Here is a 19,838-nt window from a genome sequence, read left to right on the forward strand (position 1 = left end):
ACAGCATCGCGCGATAGCGCGATTCCGAGACCCAGCGGATGGCCGCGACCTCTCGGAATCGCGCAGCGCTGCGTCTTATGCGGTTTCGATGCGGTAGGTCTGCGCACGGAAGTCGCAGGTGACGGACGTGCCGTCCGCGAACACGGAACGCTGCACGAGCGGGTCGCCGCCGACGAACTCGTGCCGCACGAGCTCGCTCATGCCGACCTTCTCGTGCAGTGCGGCGACCACATTGCACCGTTCGATGTCGTTCTCGGCCTGCGCCTTCTGCTCGGGGCTCATGTCGCCGTCCACGCCGACGTACGCGGCGTCGCGGATCAGATACGGCGCGCCGCCGTTGATGAGCGCGTACAGCATGTAGTCGTCGCCGTCCGCGACGCGGTCCATCATCCACGGCTGGATCACGCAATCGTGATACACGAGGTTGTACAGCGGCACCGGCACGCCCTGCCGCGGCGCGGACGGATCGCGCATCTGGAAGTCGTACGGCGCGTAATGGCAGAACACGAGGCTCGGCACGGCCCAGTCCGACACCTCCTCCGAACTGGAGAGGATACCGTGCGAGAGCAGGTATTCGAAGCATTCCGCACGTTTCGCATAGCAGTCGCGGCGGGTCATGCGATGCTCGGGATTGGCGCATTCGTCGCCCTCGTTGCAGGTGAACACGTCGAGATATGCGCAATCGAGCTTCACGCCGTTCGCGGCGATTCCGGCGAAGTTCCTGCGCACGTAGTCGGGCGCAAGCTCGGCGCACAGGAAGGTCTGGTGGCCGCCCGCCCAGATCGTCTGCTCCGGGTTCGTGCCGTCGAGCAGACGGATCGCGTTGTTGCGGTCGAACGTGCGCGCGTCGAAGTAGTAGTCGCGATACTGGTCGTGCGTGCCGAACAGGTCGCCCTGCTCGTGGCACGAATCGACGAGCGCCTTCATGCCGGCCCAGCCGCCGGCCTCCTCGCATGCGGGCAGATAGTCGGGATGCTGGTTGTCGTAGCCCGGCTCGGCCCAGCCGTCGAGATGCATGTAGACGCGGCCCGCGCCGAGTTCGTGCAGCTGCCGCAGCTGGCGCTCGCGTGCGGCGAACGATGTCACGTGCAGGTTCTCTTCCGGATGCTCGTGATCGTAGAAGCGTGACTCCGGCTGGACGACGGTCTTGATGCCGACGTGCATCCACGAGCAGCCGATCAGCCGGCGTACGGATGGGTTGCGTGCCGCCTTTTCGGCCAGCGTGCGCAGACGGCCGCGCTCGTCAACGTACGCACGATACGCCTTCGCGACCGACGTATGGTCGGCGTCGCTCAGGAAACGGTAACGGACGACGCGACGGTAGTCCATGCGGCCAAGGCTCGGCTCGAACCACATGCCGATGCGCGTGCCGACGAACGTGCCGGACTCGTCGGAGGTTCCGCCGGCCGGATGCTCGATCGCATACCCGGCGTTCCACGGCGTCTCGCAGATCGCGATGTAGGCGGGGGAGCTCGCAGCGTCGCCGCGGATCTGCGCGAACCACGGCATGTAGCCGCCCGCCGTCTCGAACCGTCCGCCGAACACGATGTCGCCGTGCTCCGAACTGACCGCCGTCGGCCACGTGTTCGGGATCATCACGCCCTGCTGGTGCGTGATCAGCGTGACGTCGCGCGCGGACTCGCCGTCGAACGCCATCTCGCCCGGCCAACGCACCGCGGTCACGTCGAGGCCGGTCTCGTCGAGCGGAATCCACTCGCAGATCACGTCGCCGGACGCGCGCTCGACCCACACGTACGTCGCGAACGCGAAATCGGGCGCGTCGCCGAATCCGCGGAACGTGCTGAACATACCGACGCCGGTGCCCGTCTCGCGCAACTCGTGCGTGATCGACGCGGCGTCGACGAACGCGAACGTGCGGTTGCAGGCGGTTGCTGTGGCGGCCGCGTCGCCGTCCGAGCGGCAATCGAACGTCGGCGCGAAGCCGTCGTGCCACTGCCAATCCGCGCCGTCGCGGCGGAAGGCAAGCCGCAGCGTCTCCTCGTTGAAGCGAACGTTGGTTCCCGAACAGGTGAATTGCATGGCCGTCCTCCCTGAAGGCATGATTGTGCGTGGCATATCGCCTATATCCTAGACGACATGCCACGCTGAGGGGGCTCTCACCGGGGTGATTCATCGAAGAACCATCTGTTTTGCCGCGCTTAGACCTGTCAGCGTGGTGAATCGGTTGGTTCTTCGACGGTTTGCTTCGCTGAGTGGGTTGTAGGCGTGGCGTATCGTCGGTGGTCTGTCCGTTTTGCCACGCCTACAGCCCGTTCGGCAGCGGTCCGTCAGTTGAAACCGACGACGCGCTCGGCGATCGTGTAGCCGTGGCGGATGATCCAGCGACCGGCCGAACCGGGCAGGTTGAGCGCGCGCGACATGACCTTGCGACGCACGTCGCGGCCGATCGCCGGCGAATGCGCGGCGATGTCGGCCCACAGCTGGTCCTTCTTGCGATAGTTCTCCGGGTCGCGCGAGAGGATCAGGAACACCGACGTCACCGAGCTTTCGATCGCGAGGAAGTGGATCATGTACTTGTACAGGCCGTCCGGCACGGTGCCCGGTTCCGGCGTCGCCTCGACCATGCGGTGGTTGACGAGGATGAGCTGCTCGACTCGGCGGATCATCACGTCGGTCTGCACCGACTGGCCCTCGCGGCCGATGAAGTAGTGGTAGAACGGCATGTCGAGGTAGAGCATCGTGCGCACCTTGGTGAACGGCTGGTACGCGTAGATGAAGTCGACGTAGAACGTGTGCTCCGGCAGCACCATGCCCGACTCGCGCACGACCGCGGTGCGGAACGTGAGCGCGTGCATGAGGATGTACTCGGCGAGCCCGAAATGCCCCAGATCATCCCAGGTCAGGATCTCGCCCGACCGCATGGCGTGGCGGAAGTTCACCGTGTGCTTGCGTCGCTTGCCGACCTTGTCGTACACGTAGTTCGTGACGACCATGTCGACCGGCCGGTCGGACGCGCACTGCTCGCGCAGCGTCGCCATCATCGTGTCGATCGACTGCGGGTCGATCCAGTCGTCCGCGTCGACGACCTTGACGTACGTGCCGCGCGCGTTCGCGATACCCGTGTTGACCGCGCCGCCGTGGCCTTTGTTCGGCTGGTGGATCGCGCGTACGCGGCCCGGCCAGCGACGCTCGTACGTGTCGGCGAGCTGCGGCGTGGAGTCGTGCGAGCCGTCGTCGACGATGAGCACTTCGATGTCGCCGTTGTCGCGCGCCTGCAGCAGCGAGGAGACGCAGCGTTCGAGATACTCCTCCATGTTGTATGCGGGCACGATGAAGGTCAGTGTGGTCGCGGTCTGGTTCATGGTCTCCCTCGGGTTTGTCCCCTTGCTGCCGGTTGGTTGCTCACCCCAAGCTAGCACCAGCGTCTTATCTGGCGCTAGGCTTCGGCCTGATCTGCGCGTTCCGACGCACGATCGGTCGCGTTGGCGTCGGTCGGCGCCGGGCGGTCCTTCGCATGTCTGCCCTCGAAACGCAGTTCGGGCTTGGCTTCGAGCCGCGACAGGCCGTGCCACGCGAGATCGACGATGTACGCGGCGAGCTGCTCCTTGCTCACCTTCGGCCGGTCAGCCCAGTACTGGCCGGTGAAGACGATCATGCCGACGAGCATCTGCGCGTAGTACGGTACGCCTTTGGTCGGCAGTTTCTGCCGTTTGAACGACGCGGTGAGCAGGTCCTCGACCTGCAGCGAGATGTCGCCGAGCAGCGAGCTGAACGATCCGGCCGGGTCGGTGCTCGGCGAGTCGCGCACGAGTACCTGGAAGCCGTCCGCGTTCTGTTCGATGTACGTGAGCAGCGCAAGGGCGGCCTTTTCGACGATCTGCCGTGGATGCATGTCCGGATCGGTGAGCGTGGCCGTGATCGTGCTGGTCAGCGTCTGCATTTCACGATCGACGATCACCGCGTACAGGCCTTCCTTGCCGCCGAAGTGCTCGTAGACGATCGGCTTGCTCACCTTCGCGTTCGCGGCGATCTCCTCCACGCTCACCGCCTCGAACCCCTTGGCGGCGAACAGCGCGCGTCCGACCTGGATGAGCTGTTCGCGGCGCTGGAGTGATGTCATGCGTGAAGTATTGGCCATGCGTTCCAGTGTAGCCAGTGCGGCCGCCGTGGGCCGGTTTCGGCTGTCCGTTGCGGTTTTTAGGCTGGGAGCATGGATACCAATATGATTATCGGCATTGTGGCCGTCGTGGTCATTGTCGCTGCGCTGATTGCCTGGGGAGTGGTCAAGAGCCGCGCCGCCAAGCAGTCCGCCGCCGCGGATGAGGCCCGACAGGCCCGGCAGGCCGCCGAAGCGAAGGCAGCGGCCGAACGGGCTGCGGCCGCCAAGGCCCAGGCCGCGCAGACCGAAAGCAAGCAGGCCGAAGAGGCCGGCACAGAGACTGTTCCGAGTGCCTCCGTCAAGAAACCCGAACCGGAACCGTCCGCCGAATCCGCGGCTCCGGCCGCTCCGGGTGCTCCGTCCGAACCGGTCGAAGCGGCCGAACCCGCACCGGAACAGTCGGCTCCGGCCGAGCAGCCCGCTCCGACTCCCGTTCCCGTCGCACCGGCCAAGCCCGCCGAGCCGGCCAAACCCAAGGCCGAAAAGCCCGAATCGGCGCTTTCCCGCATCCAGCGGCTCAAGGCGAAGCTCGCGAACAGCTCCAACCCGTTCGGCAAGGCCCTGTTCAATATCCTCGCCAAGGACAACCTCACCGAGGCCGACTGGGAGGACGTCGAGGACACGCTGCTGCTCGCCGACGTTGGCGCCGAGGCCAGCGAACAGCTGGTCGACGAGCTGCGCAAGGACGCCCGCATCACCGGCAAGGCCGATCCGGCCGACGTCCGCGCCAGTCTGCGCGAGAAACTGCTCGACCTCGTCGGACGCGACACCGATCGTCGTCTCAACGTCAACAAGCCGGGCGCGAACAAGCCGAGCGTCATCATCATGGTCGGCGTCAACGGCACCGGCAAGACCACCACGGCAGGCAAGCTCGCGCGACTGTTCGTCGCCGACGGCAAGCAGGTCGTCATGGGCGCGGCCGACACGTTCCGCGCGGCCGCCGCGGACCAGCTCGAAACGTGGGGCGCGAAGGTGAACGTGCCCGTCGTGCGCTCCGACAAGGACGGCGCCGACCCGGCGTCCGTCGCGTTCGAGGCCAGCGCGCGCGCCAAGCAGGACAACGCCGACGTGCTCATCATCGACACGGCCGGTCGCCTGCAGAACAAGGCCAATCTGATGGACGAGCTGGGCAAGATCCGTCGCGTGACCGAAAAGAACCTGCCGGTCGACGAAGTGCTGCTCGTGCTCGACGCGACCACCGGCCAGAACGGCATGACGCAGGCCAAGGTGTTCGCCGAGGCGATCGGCATCACCGGCGTGGTGCTCTCCAAACTCGACGGCTCGGCCAAGGGCGGCATCGTGATCTCCGTGCAGAAGGAGCTCGGCGTGCCGGTCAAGCTCGTCGGCCTCGGCGAAGGCCCCGACGACCTCGCGCCGTTCGATCCGGAGGGCTTCGTCGACGGCATTCTCGCCTGAGGAATCGCCGTCCGCCGGCCCGAATCGACGGCCACATCCTGAAACGTCCGTCCCCGCAACCGGGGGCGGACGTTTTTTCGTGTCAAACCGCTGTGCGGCGCGGCTTTGCCGAATCGTATGCGATGCCGCGCATCAGCCGCGTTTTACATGCGCGTAACCTCCCGTAACCTACAGAAAACGCGGGCGGCGTTCCATACCGTTGTGTTAGCCCCCGCCACGGGGGACGGCAAAAACGAGACAATCCGGCCGCTCGGTTCGTACAACGGGCTGGCGGACAAGACGAAAGAAAAGAGAGGGAGGTTGGCATGGACACCGGAAATGCTGCATGGATGTTGACATCCGCGTCCTTGGTTTTCCTCATGACGCCGGGTGTGGCGTTCTTCTATGGCGGCATGGTTCGCGCCAAGGCCGTGCTGAACATGCTCATGCTGGAGGCGGCCGCGCTGTCGGTCACCGCGATCATCTGGACCCTGTGGGGCTGGTCGATCGCCTACGCCGGCACGTCGATCGGCGGCATCTTCGGCGATCCGGCCACCGGCTTCCTGCTGAAGGATTCGATGGTCGCGCAGGACGGCGTCTTCACCGCCGTCAACACGTCCGGCGACTATCCGGGCAGCATCGACGTCGCCTTCCAGACCACGTTCGCGATGATCACCGTCGGCCTGATCTGCGGCTCCATCGCCGAGCGCGTCAAGTACAGCACGTGGATGATCTTCGTCGCCCTGTGGATCACGTTCGACTACGCCCCGATGGCGCACATGGTCTGGAATCACGGTCTGCTCTCCGGTGACGGCGCGATCTCGCAGGCCATCGGCGCAGCCGCGCACGACTTCGCAGGCGGCACCGTCGTCCACATCAACGCCGCAGTCGCCGCGCTGATCATCGTGCTCATCATCGGCAAGCGCAAGGGCTTCGGCACGCAGCCGATCCGCCCGCACAACGTCCCGTTCGTCATGCTCGGCGCGTTCCTGCTGTGGTTCGGCTGGTTCGGCTTCAACGCCGGCTCCGCGTTCGGCGCGAACGGCACCGCCGGCTACGCCTGGGTGTCCACCACCGCCGCTGCCGCGGCCGCCATGCTCTCCTGGGGCTTCACCGAGAAGATCCGCACCGGCCACTACACCGCCATCGGCGCCGCCTCCGGTATGGTCGCCGGCCTGGTCGGCATCACCCCGGCCGCCGATGTCGTCTCCCCGCTGTGGGCCATCGTGCTCGGTGCGATCGTCGGCATCCTCACCTGCCTCGCCTGCGGCCTCAAGTTCAAGCTCGGCTACGACGACTCCCTTGACGTGGTCGGCGTGCACGGCGTCGGCGGTCTGACCGGCACCGTCCTCATCGGCTTCTTCGGCGAGGGCACCGGCCTGCTGGCCGGCGGCGACTGGAAGCAGCTCGTCGTGCAGATCATCATCGCGCTCGTCGCGATCCTCTACTCCGGCGTCATCACCGCGATCATTGCCTTCGCGCTCGAGAAGACCGTCGGCTGGCGCGTCACCGAAGCCCAGGAGGTTGGTGGAATCGACCTCGCGGATCAGGGCGAACGCGCGTACGATTTTGCTGGAACCGCCAGCTCTGTTCTTAAGGAGGTGAGGTGAGATGAAGCTCATCACCGCTATCATCCAGCCCCATAAGCTCGACGATGTCAAGGAGGCGCTCGCCGCGGCCGGCGTGCACGGCCTGACCGTCTCGGAAGCCAACGGCTACGGCCGTCAGCGTGGCCACACCGAGGTCTACCGCGGTGCCGAATACACCGTGGACCTGATCCCGAAGATCCGCATCGAGGTGCTCTCCGACGACGCCGACGCGGAAACGCTCGTGGGCGTGATCGTCAAGTCCGCCGGCTCCGGCACCATCGGCGACGGCAAGGTCTGGGTCGCTCCTCTTGACTCCGTGACCCGCGTGCGCACCGGCGAAACCGGATCCGCCGCGATCTGATCAAATCGGCCCGGGTCGCCGGTTACGGCTCGGGTTATCAATAAGACAGATCCCCGCACGTGCTTCGCGCCGTGCGGGGATTTTTCATAGGCTCATAGGCTCTGCCAGGAAACATACGGCAAAGGAACGGGAATCCTTATGACTTCGGCGGTCGACAAACTCAAGGCGCGGTTCATGGCGATGAGCCAGCCTGATCCGGACGGCATCTACCGCGACGGCGCGGCCAAACGCAAGGCGCGCACCGATCTGGCGATGGACTGTCTGACACGGCTATGGCAGGAGGCGGTCGCGGCGGTCCCGTTCGACGTGCCGGACAAGGGCGTCGGCCTCGCCGCCGTCGGCTCGCTCGCGCGCGGACAGATCGGCCCCAGCTCCGACCTCGACCTCGTCATCATCTACGAATCGCACGCGCTCAACGACCAGCAACTCAACGAGCTCGCCAACAAACTCTGGTATCCGTTGTGGGATTCCGGACTCGACCTCGACCATTCCGTACGCACACGCCAACAATGCGAATCGGTCACCGACAAGGACCTGCCGGCCGCCATGGGCTGGCTCGACGTGCGTCCGATCGCCGGCGACACGCAGCTCATCTCCGACACGGCCGCGTCCATCCTCGAACGCTGGCGCAAGGCCGCGCGCAAACGTCTGCCCGAACTGCTCGACTCCGCGCAGAAACGACTCGACGAATTCGGCCGTCTTCCTTACCTCAATCAGCCCGACATCAAGGAGACGCGCGGCGGCCTGCGCGACTCCGTGCTCGTCTCCGCGCTCGCCGCATCGTGGCTGGCCGACCGTCCGCACGGCGCGTACGACGACGCCGTCGACGCGTTGCTCGACGTGCGCGACTGCATCCACTTGGCCGCGAACAAGGACACGAACCTGCTGCTCACGCCGTATCAGGCGAAGGTCGCGGCGATGCTCGGCTTCGCCGACCCGACCCTGCCCGAGGGAGAACGCGAGGCGCGTTCCATCGACGATCTGCAGACGCGGCTCGCGCGCATCGGCCGGCAGATCGCGTTCGCGCTCGACTCGACCGCCTCGCGCGCGCAGCATTCGATCACGCACGAACGCCCGCGGTTCTCGTTCTTCCAGATGATGAATCCGCGCGCCGGCGGCAAGCGCGAGGCCCCGAAATTCGACGTGCTCGCGCCCGGCATCGTCTCGCATGAGGGCGAAGTGGTGCTGGCCCCCGGCGTCGACCCGGCGCGCGACGCGGCCCTGCCGTTGCGGGCGGCCGTGGCGTCGGCGGAATCGAAACTGCCGATCAACCCGGCCACGCTGGCCAATCTGCGGCACGCGCCGATCCGCGACTCGGTGTGGAGCGGGGAGACGCGCGACCTGTTCGTGCGGCTGCTCGCCAGCGGACCCGAGCTCATGCGCGTGTGGGACGAGATCGACTTCGTCGATATTCCCGGTCGCTGGATGCCCGAATGGCTGGGCATCCGCAACCGTCCGAGCGCGTCCGCCGCGCACCGGTATACGATCGACCGGCACAGCATCGAAGTGGTCTCGCGGCTGGAACGGGTGTCGGCGGCGTCGGGGCGGCAGTACGACGACGATCATTACACGACGCTGCTGCTGGCAGGCTTGCTGCACGACATCGGCAAGCGGCCGTTCGTGACCGACCATGCGGCGGAGGGCGCGAAGCATGTGCCGGTGATCCTGAAACGCATGGGTTACGCGCCGGACGTGGTGGGTTGGGCCACGCTGCTGGTGCGGCAGCATCTGACCCTGTCGGAGTTCGCCACCGGGCGCGATCCGAACGATCCGGCGACGGGCGTGGAACTGGCGGCCCGCGTGAACGGCGACCGGGTGCTGCTCGACATGCTCTACGATCTGACGCGCGCCGACGGATCCTCGCTCGGCGCCACGGCCGGCGAACAGCTCACCAAACAGTACGGCTGGTCGCGGTGGCGCGAGGCGATCGTGCGCGGCATGTATGAGGCGGCCCGGGCGGCCATGTGACGTCTGCGGTGGCGTGCCCGGCGGTGGCGTGCCCGGCGATCAGCGCATCCAGCGATCGGTGCGGACTCGCAGGCCGTTGAACAGGCCGCGCCCGCCCATGAGCACCAGGTTGAACAGCGTCCACAGGGCGACCGTGCGGGCGAGATCGTTCGGCAGCGTCGGCGCGGCCGCGTCGGCCAGCGTGACGACGAGCGCGATGTAGATCGCGGCGGTGGCCGTGCAGGTTGCAGCCAGATACCGGTAGTCGCGCGCGCCGATCAGGATGCCGTCGATCGCCATCATCCAGCCCTGCAGCGGGAAGAACACTCCCATCGTCACCATGCCGGCGGCCACCAGCAGCTGCACGACCGGCGTGGGGGAAAAGACGTGACCGGCGAACAGGCCGATCACCGCGAATCCGACGCCGATCAGCGCTCCGGTCGCCAATCCGGCGCGTCCGGTCGCCGCGGTGAGCCGCCGGGCGCGCGTCCGACCGGCGACCCCGCCCGCGCCCAGCGCCGTGGCCACGAGCGCCTGCCCGGCGATGCCCACCGAATCGAGCATGTTCATCGCGAAATTCCAACACGAGTTCACCGCCTGGAACCCGGCCAGCACGGACGTGCCCATACGGGCCGCGCACGCCACCGTCGCCACCATCGCCGCGCGGATCGCCAACGTGCGCACGAACAGCGGCAGTCCGTCGCCACCCGCCGCCGCGATGCCCTCCAGTCGAGGCCGCAGGCTCGCGCCATCCGCCCGCGCCCACAGGATCGCCGGAACCGTGAGGAATAGTCCCATATACCATTGCGCGATCAGCGTCGCCGCGCCGGAACCGGTGATGCCCCAGCCGAACACGATCACGAACAGCACCTCGAGCACAGTGTTGAGCACGGCCCCGCTCACCGCCGCGATCAGCGTGATGCGCACCTTCTGCAATCCGCGGAAGATGCCGTTCGCCGCGTAGACGAGCAGCATGCCGGGCGCGCCCAGCACGATCGCGCGCGTGTACGCGACCGCCTGCGTGAGCACTTCGCCGTGGCCGCCGAGCGCCCGGCACAACGATTCCGCGCCGGCGAACAGGCCGACGGCCAGCACGACGCCGATGCCGAGTGCCAGCCACAGTCCGTCGATGCCGGCTTGCAGTCCCTCGCGCCGGCGGCCCGCGCCCAGCAGGTGCGCGACCTGCGCGGTGGTCGAATACGCGAGGAAGATGCACAGGCCGACCGCGGTGAGGATGATCGTCGAGCCGATCGACAGTCCGGCCAGCGCCGCGTCGCCGATGTGTCCGACGATGGCCGTGTCGATGATGATGAACGTTGGTTCGGCGATGAGCTGGCCGAACGTGGGCAGCGCGAGCGCGAGGATGTGACGGTTGACGTTGGCGGTGCTGCCGTTTTGATTCGTGCGTGTGCTCATGACGTCCACCGTACTCGGCGTTCTGTGTACGGGAGTGTGGCGGCTGCATGTCCGGTACTTTGGCATGTGCAAACGCACATGGATGATGTGCGATTCGGGGCGTTGCCGGACGGGTGTGCCGCTTATATCACAGGTGCTGCCGCGGTGGCAAATCGCGGTCTCATGCGATGCGGACTGTCCACAAGTTATCCCCAAGTTATGCACAGAGTTATCCCCAATATGTGGATAACTTGGTGGATTGCCCACAGGGTTATCCTCGAAATGTGGATAACTCGATTTTGGTTATCCACATCGGAGCAATCCGTGCGTGTCGTGTTCACGTCGGCAAGGTGAACGCTCGGTGACTATGTTCTCTCGTGTGCGTAACTACGCCGCGTTCACGTGCAATTCACCTGCTTCCGCGTCCGGTTTTGGGTTGCGCTGGTGCGTCGCATCGCACGCGGTGGCATGATGGATGCGGGCCATAGGAAAGGACCTGAGATGAGCGACGGCAAGGATGTTGAGTACTACCACGGCGTGTACGGATATATCGAGGATCCGACCGGCAACAAGCTGCTGGTGATCACGCGCAAGGACGGTCCGTACGCCGGCAAATACGATCTGCCGGGCGGTGCCCAGTTGCCGGGCGAGAACCGCGACGAGACGCTCAAGCGCACCATCGACGAAGAGACCGGAGCGCAGCTGGTGTACGGCAACGAGTACCTGATCACCCGCATCGGCGAGACGGAGCCCGCCGCGCCCGGGGTGGCACAGGATGCCGAGGCTGCAGGGGGCGTTGCGGCCTCCGACGAGCCGCGCAAGCTGGTGCATACCTGCGAGATCGCGCACTGCGTGGTGGACGTGCCTGATGAGAAGTTCATGTACGACGGCGACGCCGACTACCGCTACGTCGCGAAGATCGCGATGAACGAGTGCAACGCCTCGCCGCTGGTGCTGATCGCGCTCGAACACTTCAACGCGGTCGATCCGGACATCGCGGAAAAGTACCAGTAGGGTCTGTGGGGGCCGCTCAACGAAGCGGCTTTTTCGTGTTTCGATGGGCTAAGATGGCCCGTCGTCTCGGAATCGCGCTTCGCACGATGCTGTGCTGTCAGCGGCCATGCGGCCGCGAGCTCCCCCAGTCAGCCTACGGCTGACAGCCCCCTCAGTGAGGGGGCCGAGACTCCGTTAGCGTCTCTGCCATACAACGATATGATACTGGCAGAAGCGAAGACGTTCGTAGGTGTTGTGCGAGCTAACAGACAAGCCGACAAGATGCTGGCGGTAGTCTCGGCCCCCTCACTGAGGGGGCTGTCCGGTGCAGCCGGACTGGGGAGCTCCGCGGCGCGAATGCGCCGCCGACAAACTGCATCGCGCTTCGCGCGATTCCGACATACGTCGTGACCACATGCCGGATGAGTAATAGTCAGATTGACCATATGTGGGTATAGCGTAACGGTGACGTCTGGAAAGAAAACAAGAGAGGCACCGTGATGAACGATCTGATGAACGGCGTGAGGAACGCCGTCGACCCCAAGCGCGTCGTGCGCGAACTGCTGGACTTCAAGCCCGGCGAATTCACTCTGATCGGGGCGATGCTGCTCGCCCAGATCATCTCCTTCATCTTCGCCGGCTCGTACACGGCCGCCGACTGGATCGGCCTGATCTCCGGCATCTGCATCGTCTTCAACCTGATCCTCGTCGACCGCGGCCGCCTGACCAACTACCTGTGGGGCTTCCTCGGCTGCGCGACGTGGCTGTGGGTCGCCGTCATGAACCACCTCGTCGGCGACATCTTCTCCCAGATCTTCTACGTCATCATGCAGTTCGTCGGCGTGTACGTCTGGCAGCGTCAGCTCGACCGCCAGCAGGCCGCCGGCTCCGACTCGTCCGCGGTCGGCTCCGCCGAGGTCAAGGCCCGCAACATCACCTGGTGGCAGGGCCTGCTCGCCGTCGTCTTCACCGTGGCCGTCTACCTGATCGTCGTGTTCACGTCGCACGCGACCGGCGGCGTGCAGATCTGGCTCGACGGCACGCTGCTGCCGCTCGGCATCATCGGCCAGGTGCTGATGACCTACGGCTACCGTTCGCAGTGGATCGCATGGCTGCTGCTCGACGTGATCAAGGTCGTCATCTGGTGGAATCAGCTCGCCGCCGGCGGCCCGGGCGCGATGTCGATGTTCGTGCTGCAGGTCGTCATGCTCGTCAACGGCTTCTACGGCACGTGGGTCTGGTTCCACAAGGACAGCGTCTCCGCCGCGGCCGAGCGCGCCGACGCCCAGTCCGCGCAGCAGTCCCGTTCCGTCGCCGCCGCGAAGGCCTGATCCGCGATGCCCAGCTGCAACCTGTCCACCGCACCCCTCGCCGGCTCGCGGTTCGCCGTCGTCGTCAGCCGCTTCAGCCCGCTGCACGTCGGGCTCGAACAGCGCATCTACGATCTCGCCTCGCACTACGACGGCGTGATCCTCGTGCTCGCCTCGCGCCCCGACCCGGCCGACGGCATCGGCCTCGACTCGCTCACCGGCATGAGCGCCCGCAACCGATACCGTTACCTGCGCGAAGCGTTCAACGACGACCCCGCGATCAGCCCGAAGAAACTGATCTGGAACGACGAGGAGACCGCCGCCGACGCTCCCGCATGGATCAAGCAGCTCAAGGAGACCGTGCTGTCCGCGCTCGCGCCGGACTCGGCCGCGAACGCGACGTTCACCGTCGTCACCGACATCCACGACGTCGATCGCACGCTGCGCAACGCGTGGGAGCACGACGTCCGCTGGACCGTCGGCGACTTCGTCGACGGCTCCGACGACCTGCAACGCACGATCTGCGACGATCCGCACAATCGCAAGTACTGGTCGGTCATCAACCACACGTTCCGCCGCGAGTTCACGACCGTCGTGCTCGTCGTCGGCAGCGCGTCCGTCGGCAAGACGACGATGGTCACACGACTGTCGAAACTGTTCGACGCTCCGATCGCCGTCGAATACGCGCGCGAATTCGAGGAGTCCTGCAACGTGGACGACGACGAGCTGACCGCGTTCGACTACCAGCGGCTCATCCTGAGCAAGTTCGGACAGAACGAGCAGGCGCTCGCATCCGATGCGAACCACGGCATCGTCTTCCTCGACACCGACGCGATGGTCACCAAAACGTACGTGGAACGCTACCTGCCGCCCGAGGAGGCCGCGCGGCTCGACTCGACGTTCGACATGGTGATTCGGCAGGAGCGGCCCGATCTGGTGCTCGTGATCCCGCCCGTCACCAAGTACGTGGACGACGGGTTCCGTGCGATGCAGTGGGCGTCCGATCGGTACAGGTTCCATGAGACGCTGATGAAGGTGCTCGACGAATCGCCGTACGCCGACCGCGTCGTCATGCTCGACGACAAGACGTTCGCCGAGCGTGACGCCCACGCGATCCGCGTGATCGCCGAACGCACCGGCTTCACGCCGCGCAATTAACAGGGCTGGTGCTGCCAGGACCGTCGGTAGGACTCGGCTAACGCACGGTAGGACTCGACTAACGCAAAAGCCGTCGCAACCGTGAGCTGGGTCCTACCGACCGTTAGCGCAGTCCTACCGTGCGCGGGCTGTGCGGCCCACTGGCCGGCCGGGGCGGCTATGCCCGGGGCAATCTATACTCGGGGACTATGGCAGAAGGAACCAACTGGGAAGACAACCGCCCCGAATCGGCGGGCAACGGCGGCTCGGGCGCGTCCGTGCGCGACGCGCTGTTCGACCGCGTGCCGCCGCACGACGACGACGCGGAAATGGCCGTGCTCGGCGGCATGCTGATGAGCAAGGACGCCATCGGCGAAGTGTCGCAGATGATCGACGAGGCCGATTTCTACCAGCCGAAGCACCAGACGATCTACGACGCGATCATCACGCTGTTCTCCGCGTCGCAGCCGGTCGACGTCGTGCTCGTCGCGAACAAGCTGCTCGCCGACGGCGATCTCGACAAGGTCGGCGGCGCGGACTATCTGCACAGCCTCGTCGCGTCCGTGCCGACCGCCGCGAACGCCACGTATTACGCGGAGATCGTGCATCAGCGCGCGATCCTGCGCAACGTGATCGCCGCCGGCACCAAGATCGCACAGCTCGGCTATTCGGCGGAAGGCTCGCAGGCCGAGGACGTCGTCAATCTCGCGCAGGCCGAAGTGTACGAGATGAGCGTCGGCAAGGTGCGGCAGGACTATACGGCGATCGGTCCGGTCGTGCACGACGCGCTCGACCAGCTCGACAAACTGCAGCAGGGACTCGTCAACAAGGGCGTGCCGACGGGCTTCCGCGACATCGACGACGTGACGCAGGGCCTGCAGCCCGGCCAGATGATCGTCGTCGCCGGCCGCCCGGCCATGGGCAAGTCGACGCTCGGCATCGACTTCGCGCGCGCGGCCGCGCTGCACCACGGGCTCACGTCGATCGTGTTCAGTCTCGAGATGAGCAAGGTCGAGCTCGCGCAGCGCATCATCTCGGCCGAAACGAACATCCCGCTCGTCGCGCTGCGTCGCGCGGACGACGACAACCTGACGCCGGAACGCTGGACGACGCTCAACAACTTCTGGGACAAGATGCGCAACGCGCCGCTGTTCATCGACGACTCGCCGAACATGAGCCTGATGGAGATCCGCGCGAAATGCCGCCGGCTCAAGCAGACCAACGATCTCAAGCTCGTCGTGATCGACTACCTGCAGCTGATGACCTCCGGCAAGCACGTCGAAAGCCGCCAGCAGGAGGTCTCCGAGTTCTCGCGTGCGCTGAAGCTCCTCGCCAAGGAGCTCGAGGTGCCGGTCGTGGCGCTCTCGCAGCTCAACCGTGGCCCGGAGATGCGCAACGACAAGAAGCCGCAGCTGTCCGACCTGCGAGAATCCGGCTCGATCGAACAGGACGCCGACGTGGTGTTCCTCGTGCATCGACCGGACTTCTACGACAAGGAGGACCGGCCGGGCGAGGCCGACATCATCATGGCCAAGCACCGCAACGGTCCGACCGAAACGTTCCATCTGGCGTTCCTCGGCGCCACGTCCAAGTTCAAAGACATGCCGCAGGACTACAACGCGAATCAGGGGGTGTGAGATGACGGAAACCACAGGAAAGCGGCCGTGGAACGCGTTCGCGACGCCCGCGATCGGCAAGCTCGTGCGCGCGGCGGCCCGCGTGACCAAACACGGCGGATCCGCGTTCCCCGGCAGGATCGCGGAGCGGATCGATCCGGGATTCCTCGCGCGAACGCTCGCACAGCTGCCGCTCGGCGTGGTGCTCGTCTCCGGCACGAACGGCAAGACGACGACCACGCGCATGGTCGCGTCGATGCTGTCCGATCTGGGGTTGCGCGTGTTCACCAACCCGACCGGATCGAACTTCACGCGCGGCGTCGTCTCCGCGCTGCTCGAACGCGTGTCGCTCGGCGGACGGCTCGACGCCGACATCGCCGTGCTCGAGCTGGACGAGGCGTACGCCGTGCATTTCGTGCGGCAGGTGCGCCCGCGGTACGCGCTGCTGCTCAACGTGATGCGCGACCAGCTCGACCGGTTCGGCGAGATCGACAACACCGCGCGGCTGCTCGGGCACGTGGCCGAGGCGACGACCGGCACGGTCGTGCTCAACCGCGAGGATCCACGCATCGCGCGACTCGCCGAGCTGGTACGCCAGCCGGGTGCGAACGTGCGCTACTTCGGCCTGAGCGACGACCTGCGCTCGTTCTTCCCGTCCGACGACGACATGGCGACGACCGTCGCGGTGGAAGGTGCGGCGTCCGCCACGTCCAAGGACACCGCTCCGGCATCATCGTCCGCCGCCCAGCAACTTCCCGCCGACGTGACGCTCACCCGCGTGGGCGACCACGAGGCCGACTTCCTGTTCGCCGGCGACCAGTCGTCGCGTCCGCACACGACCACGGTCAAGCTCGAAGGCGTTTACAACCTGTACAACGCCGCCGCAGCGCTCGCGGTCGTGCACGCGATCAAACCGGACGCCCCGATCGACACCCTGCTCGCCGCCGTCGCGCGCGTCACGCCCGCGTTCGGCCGCGGCGAGGTCATCGACGTCAACGGTTGCCCGACCGAACTGCTGCTCGTCAAGAACCCGATGGGATTCCGCCTGTCGCTCGCCAGCTTCCCGCCGTCCGACACGACCGACACGATGATCGTCATCAACGACGAATATGCCGACGGCCGCGACATGAGCTGGCTGTGGGACGTCGACTTCACCAGCCTGCGCGGCACCGGCGTCAGGCAGGTCTCCGGCGTGCGCGCGTGGGACATGGCGCTGCGTCTCGGCTACGATCAGGTGCCGGTCGGCGCGGTCGACACCGACATCGACGCCGCGCTCGCCGCGTTCCTCAAACCGACGTCCGGCGCGTCCGGAACGTCCGGAACGTCCGCCGCGGCCCCGACCAGCCGTCACATCTACTGCACGTACACCGCCATGCTCAAGGTCCGCGCCGCGCTCGCCCGCATCGCCGACGTATCCGACGCGGGCGTAGGCAAGTAAGGAGACGCCATCATGACCACGATCGACATCATGTCCCTGTATCCGAAGGACATGAACATCTACGGCGACTCCGGCAACGTGCTCACCGTCACGCGCCGTCTCGCGCTGTACGGCTACGAGCCGCGCGTCACCGCATACAACCAGGGCGACGACTGGCCGGACCACGTCGACATGATCCTCGGCGGCGGCGGACAGGACACCGGCCAGAAGAAGATCATCGACGACTTCTTCCGTCGCGCCGACCTGCTGCGAACGCTCGCGGCCGACGGCGTGCCGATGCTCATGATCTGCGGCCTGTACCAGCTGTTCGGCGAGTATTTCGAAACGGTCGACGGCACGCGGCTCGACGGCATCGGCGTGATCGGTGCGTACACGGTCGGCCAGGACGTGCGCATGATCGGCAACCTCGTCGAACACAGCGACGATTTCGGCGACGTGATCGGCTACGAGAACCATTCCGGACAGACGTTCCTGCGCGACGGCGTGCGCCCGCTCGGCCACGTCGACGCGGACGGTCGCGGCAACAACGGCGAGGACCACACCGAAGGCGCGCGCGTGCACAACGTGATCGGCACGTACATGCACGGCTCGCTGCTGCCGAAGAACCCCGCGATCGCCGATTTCCTCATCCGCACGGCCGTCGAACGGCGCTACGGCGCGTTCGAGCCGGAGCGGTACCAGAGCGACGACCAGCGTGCGGCGCTCGCCGCGCTCGACCGGGCCGCCGACGAGGCGCGTCGCGTCGCGGCCGAGCGGCCGAGGTAGCGATCCGGGGATGCGGGCTCTGCCTGTCGTGCCGGACTGTCACGCCGTGCTGACCGTATCGGATCGGCCATATCGTACGGCCGTATCGGGCTGAGGTGCGCCGGCCGATCGCCGATTCTCAGGTAATTTTCAGTGTTTACCGATATTGCGCTATGGAACGCATGGTTATATAACAACTGTGGCCGCAAGGCCAACACCTTTCTTCTTCATCTCCTTTCTTTCTCCTTTGAGCCCGGCACCCGCCGGGCTTTTCTTATGCCGTCACGTGTGCCATTGCGTGGCTATAGGAACTGAAGGGCGTGGCGGAAATTCTCTTGCTGGTGCGCCGTCAGTGAGAGATCTCTGCCACGTGCATCATTGCGTGGCAGAAATCTCTTGTTGGGGATGCCTTAATGAGAGGTTTCTGCCAGTCAGGGATTTTGGGTAAAGAAAAACCCTCGGGGGTGGAATCCCGAGGGTTCTTCGTGGAGCTGATGGTAATCGAAACCACGACCTCTTCGATGCGAACGAAGCGCTCTACCAACTGAGCTACAGCCCCTTTGGATGTTGTCTTGCTCCGCAGGACAACTCGCTACACTTTAATACGCGATCCGCTCGAACGCAACTCGAAGTGTGAAGATTTTGTGACGTCTACTTCTTGGCGTGGCGAGGTGCGGCCTGGCCGTTGTCGATCAGGCCGTCCGTGCCGTTCGTGCCGTTCGCACCGGCGTCCGATGCCGGTGCGTCGCCGGCCGGCTGCTTCTTGCCGAACTTGGCCTTGAGTAGGCCGACGATCGTCGGGATGAGCGAGACGGCCAGAATCAGCACGATCACGAGCTCGAAATGCTGCTGCACGGCCGGGATGTTGCCGAAGAAGTAGCCGAGCAACGTGAACAGCGACGACCAGATGAAGCCGCCGAGCACCGAGAACGGCGTGAACCGGCGCCAGCGCATGCCCGAAATGCCGGAGATGAACGGCATGAACGTACGGATGAACGGGAAGAAGCGGCCGAGGAACACCGCGAGCGGGCCCCACTTCTCGATCATCTTCTCGGTCTTCTCGATACGCTCGGGCGTCATGGCCTTCACCTTGCCGGACGCGATGATGCGGCGGCCGAAGAAGTGGCCGATGAAGTAGTTGCACTGGTCGCCGATGATCGGCGCGCACCACACGACCGGCAGCAGATAGTGCAGCGGCAGCGCTACGTTGCCGGTGGTGGCGTCGGGGGCCGCGAACACGCCGGCCGCGAACAGCAGCGAGTCGCCCGGCAGGAACGGGAAGAAGACGACGCCCGTTTCGATGAACACGATGAGGAAGATGAAGCCGAGCGTGGGCGCCACGCCCATCGCGATCCAGCCGGCGATCGCCGCGCGCGGATCCTTGAGCAGCTCGATGATGAAATTGATGAAACCCATGAACATCCCGTCAATATCGTTGCGAATGTCAAATTTGTAGACCTGTACGAACGATACCAGCGGGCGTGTAAGAGGGGCCGCCGCCGTATGTGGGTGCTGTTCCGGCGCAAGATATTGGAGGTGCCCGGTCGGCAAAGGTGCGTCGCCCGAGCCCGACGGAACTTCGGTGCCCATGCCTTATTTATTGGGTTATAAATAAAGTCGGAAACCGTTGTATGATGGGTGGCGATCGCTCGCCCAGAGTCGGGAGCCCAGCGCGGGGCGCGGCGGTCGCGAACACATGGAATCACGGCGGTATCGCGACGGTACCGCGGGGCGTAAGGATCGGGGAGCGACATGGACCAGCGCATCGAACCGACGGACGGCGAGCATATGCA

At 65.7% G+C, this 19,838-nt stretch carries 15 protein-coding genes and 1 tRNA gene; 10 read left to right on the forward strand and 6 right to left on the reverse strand.

What is annotated here, in order from left to right; all coding sequences use genetic code 11:
• Nucleotides 1-75 precede the first annotated feature (75 nt).
• From JS533_RS11110 to JS533_RS11120, 3 genes are all read right to left on the reverse strand, one after another.
• A complete protein-coding gene (locus JS533_RS11110; protein WP_241514610.1) occupies nucleotides 76-2,040 on the reverse strand; it encodes a DUF5696 domain-containing protein in 1,965 nt (654 codons plus the stop codon).
• A 248-nt stretch (nucleotides 2,041-2,288) separates the two neighbouring features.
• Nucleotides 2,289-3,323 (reverse strand): glycosyltransferase family 2 protein, encoded by a 1,035-nt coding sequence (locus tag JS533_RS11115; protein WP_241514611.1) that lies wholly within the window; start codon nucleotides 3,321-3,323, stop codon nucleotides 2,289-2,291.
• Between the two features lie 74 nt (nucleotides 3,324-3,397).
• Nucleotides 3,398-4,081 (reverse strand): TetR/AcrR family transcriptional regulator, encoded by a 684-nt coding sequence (locus JS533_RS11120; protein WP_241514630.1) that lies wholly within the window; start codon nucleotides 4,079-4,081, stop codon nucleotides 3,398-3,400.
• A 90-nt stretch (nucleotides 4,082-4,171) separates the two neighbouring features.
• On the opposite strand from JS533_RS11120, the gene ftsY reads away from it, so the two are divergent.
• The 4 genes from ftsY (at nucleotide 4,172) to JS533_RS11140 (ending at nucleotide 9,433) form a co-directional block, all read left to right on the forward strand.
• Complete coding sequence (gene ftsY / locus JS533_RS11125) at nucleotides 4,172-5,536, forward strand: signal recognition particle-docking protein FtsY (protein ID WP_241514613.1); 1,365 nt, start codon at nucleotides 4,172-4,174, stop codon at nucleotides 5,534-5,536.
• 305 nt (nucleotides 5,537-5,841) lie between these two features.
• Nucleotides 5,842-7,125, forward strand: a complete 1,284-nt coding sequence (locus JS533_RS11130; protein WP_241514614.1) for an ammonium transporter — start codon at nucleotides 5,842-5,844, stop codon at nucleotides 7,123-7,125.
• 1 nt (nucleotide 7,126) lies between these two features.
• Entirely contained in the window at nucleotides 7,127-7,465 is a 339-nt protein-coding gene (locus JS533_RS11135) for a P-II family nitrogen regulator (RefSeq protein WP_003807443.1), read from the forward strand.
• A 138-nt stretch (nucleotides 7,466-7,603) separates the two neighbouring features.
• Nucleotides 7,604-9,433: a [protein-PII] uridylyltransferase family protein gene (locus JS533_RS11140; protein WP_241514616.1), complete on the forward strand. Its 1,830-nt coding sequence runs from the start codon at nucleotides 7,604-7,606 to the stop codon at nucleotides 9,431-9,433.
• A gap of 39 nt (nucleotides 9,434-9,472) precedes the next feature.
• On the opposite strand, the gene JS533_RS11145 is transcribed toward JS533_RS11140, so the two are convergent.
• Nucleotides 9,473-10,828: an MATE family efflux transporter gene (locus JS533_RS11145; protein WP_241514617.1), complete on the reverse strand. Its 1,356-nt coding sequence runs from the start codon at nucleotides 10,826-10,828 to the stop codon at nucleotides 9,473-9,475.
• Between the two features lie 480 nt (nucleotides 10,829-11,308).
• Here JS533_RS11145 and JS533_RS11150 point away from each other — a divergent pair, with 480 nt between their 5' ends.
• The 6 genes from JS533_RS11150 to JS533_RS11175 all read left to right on the forward strand — a co-directional run bounded on the left by JS533_RS11150 (nucleotide 11,309) and on the right by JS533_RS11175 (nucleotide 18,066).
• Nucleotides 11,309-11,821 carry an NUDIX domain-containing protein gene (locus JS533_RS11150; protein ID WP_241514619.1) on the forward strand — a complete coding sequence of 171 codons (513 nt, stop codon included), beginning with the start codon at nucleotides 11,309-11,311 and terminating at the stop codon, nucleotides 11,819-11,821.
• A gap of 479 nt (nucleotides 11,822-12,300) precedes the next feature.
• Nucleotides 12,301-13,131, forward strand: coding sequence for a nicotinamide riboside transporter PnuC (gene pnuC / locus JS533_RS11155; protein ID WP_241514621.1), 831 nt, complete (start codon nucleotides 12,301-12,303; stop codon nucleotides 13,129-13,131).
• A gap of 6 nt (nucleotides 13,132-13,137) precedes the next feature.
• Nucleotides 13,138-14,268 carry an AAA family ATPase gene (locus JS533_RS11160; protein ID WP_241514623.1) on the forward strand — a complete coding sequence of 377 codons (1,131 nt, stop codon included), beginning with the start codon at nucleotides 13,138-13,140 and terminating at the stop codon, nucleotides 14,266-14,268.
• A gap of 188 nt (nucleotides 14,269-14,456) precedes the next feature.
• Nucleotides 14,457-15,884 carry a replicative DNA helicase gene (gene dnaB, locus JS533_RS11165; RefSeq protein WP_241514625.1) on the forward strand — a complete coding sequence of 476 codons (1,428 nt, stop codon included), beginning with the start codon at nucleotides 14,457-14,459 and terminating at the stop codon, nucleotides 15,882-15,884.
• A gap of 1 nt (nucleotide 15,885) precedes the next feature.
• Nucleotides 15,886-17,301 (forward strand): Mur ligase family protein, encoded by a 1,416-nt coding sequence (locus JS533_RS11170; RefSeq protein WP_241514627.1) that lies wholly within the window; start codon nucleotides 15,886-15,888, stop codon nucleotides 17,299-17,301.
• 9 nt (nucleotides 17,302-17,310) lie between these two features.
• Nucleotides 17,311-18,066 (forward strand): type 1 glutamine amidotransferase, encoded by a 756-nt coding sequence (locus JS533_RS11175; RefSeq protein ID WP_241514632.1) that lies wholly within the window; start codon nucleotides 17,311-17,313, stop codon nucleotides 18,064-18,066.
• Between the two features lie 465 nt (nucleotides 18,067-18,531).
• Here the strand turns inward: JS533_RS11175 and JS533_RS11180 are convergent.
• Nucleotides 18,532-18,604 (reverse strand) — tRNA-Ala (locus JS533_RS11180).
• A gap of 92 nt (nucleotides 18,605-18,696) precedes the next feature.
• Nucleotides 18,697-19,461, reverse strand: coding sequence for a DedA family protein (locus tag JS533_RS11185; RefSeq protein ID WP_241514629.1), 765 nt, complete (start codon nucleotides 19,459-19,461; stop codon nucleotides 18,697-18,699).
• Nucleotides 19,462-19,838: the final 377 nt, after the last annotated feature.

This window comes from Bifidobacterium amazonense (assembly GCF_018555435.2).
GTDB classification, from domain to species: domain Bacteria; phylum Actinomycetota; class Actinomycetes; order Actinomycetales; family Bifidobacteriaceae; genus Bifidobacterium; species Bifidobacterium amazonense.

Coding starts and splice junctions, on each gene's coding strand:
- JS533_RS11160 (WP_241514623.1), top strand. CDS start 13,138: ATGCCCAGCTGCAACCTGTCCACCGCACCCCTCGCCGGCTCGCGGTTC.
- ftsY (WP_241514613.1), top strand. CDS start 4,172: ATGGATACCAATATGATTATCGGCATTGTGGCCGTCGTGGTCATTGTC.
- JS533_RS11185 (WP_241514629.1), bottom strand. CDS start 19,461: ATGGGTTTCATCAATTTCATCATCGAGCTGCTCAAGGATCCGCGCGCG.
- pnuC (WP_241514621.1), top strand. CDS start 12,301: ATGAACGATCTGATGAACGGCGTGAGGAACGCCGTCGACCCCAAGCGC.
- JS533_RS11115 (WP_241514611.1), bottom strand. CDS start 3,323: ATGAACCAGACCGCGACCACACTGACCTTCATCGTGCCCGCATACAAC.
- dnaB (WP_241514625.1), top strand. CDS start 14,457: ATGGCAGAAGGAACCAACTGGGAAGACAACCGCCCCGAATCGGCGGGC.
- JS533_RS11135 (WP_003807443.1), top strand. CDS start 7,127: ATGAAGCTCATCACCGCTATCATCCAGCCCCATAAGCTCGACGATGTC.
- JS533_RS11120 (WP_241514630.1), bottom strand. CDS start 4,081: ATGACATCACTCCAGCGCCGCGAACAGCTCATCCAGGTCGGACGCGCG.
- JS533_RS11170 (WP_241514627.1), top strand. CDS start 15,886: ATGACGGAAACCACAGGAAAGCGGCCGTGGAACGCGTTCGCGACGCCC.
- JS533_RS11150 (WP_241514619.1), top strand. CDS start 11,309: ATGAGCGACGGCAAGGATGTTGAGTACTACCACGGCGTGTACGGATAT.
- JS533_RS11110 (WP_241514610.1), bottom strand. CDS start 2,040: ATGCAATTCACCTGTTCGGGAACCAACGTTCGCTTCAACGAGGAGACG.
- JS533_RS11145 (WP_241514617.1), bottom strand. CDS start 10,828: ATGAGCACACGCACGAATCAAAACGGCAGCACCGCCAACGTCAACCGT.
- JS533_RS11140 (WP_241514616.1), top strand. CDS start 7,604: ATGACTTCGGCGGTCGACAAACTCAAGGCGCGGTTCATGGCGATGAGC.
- JS533_RS11130 (WP_241514614.1), top strand. CDS start 5,842: ATGGACACCGGAAATGCTGCATGGATGTTGACATCCGCGTCCTTGGTT.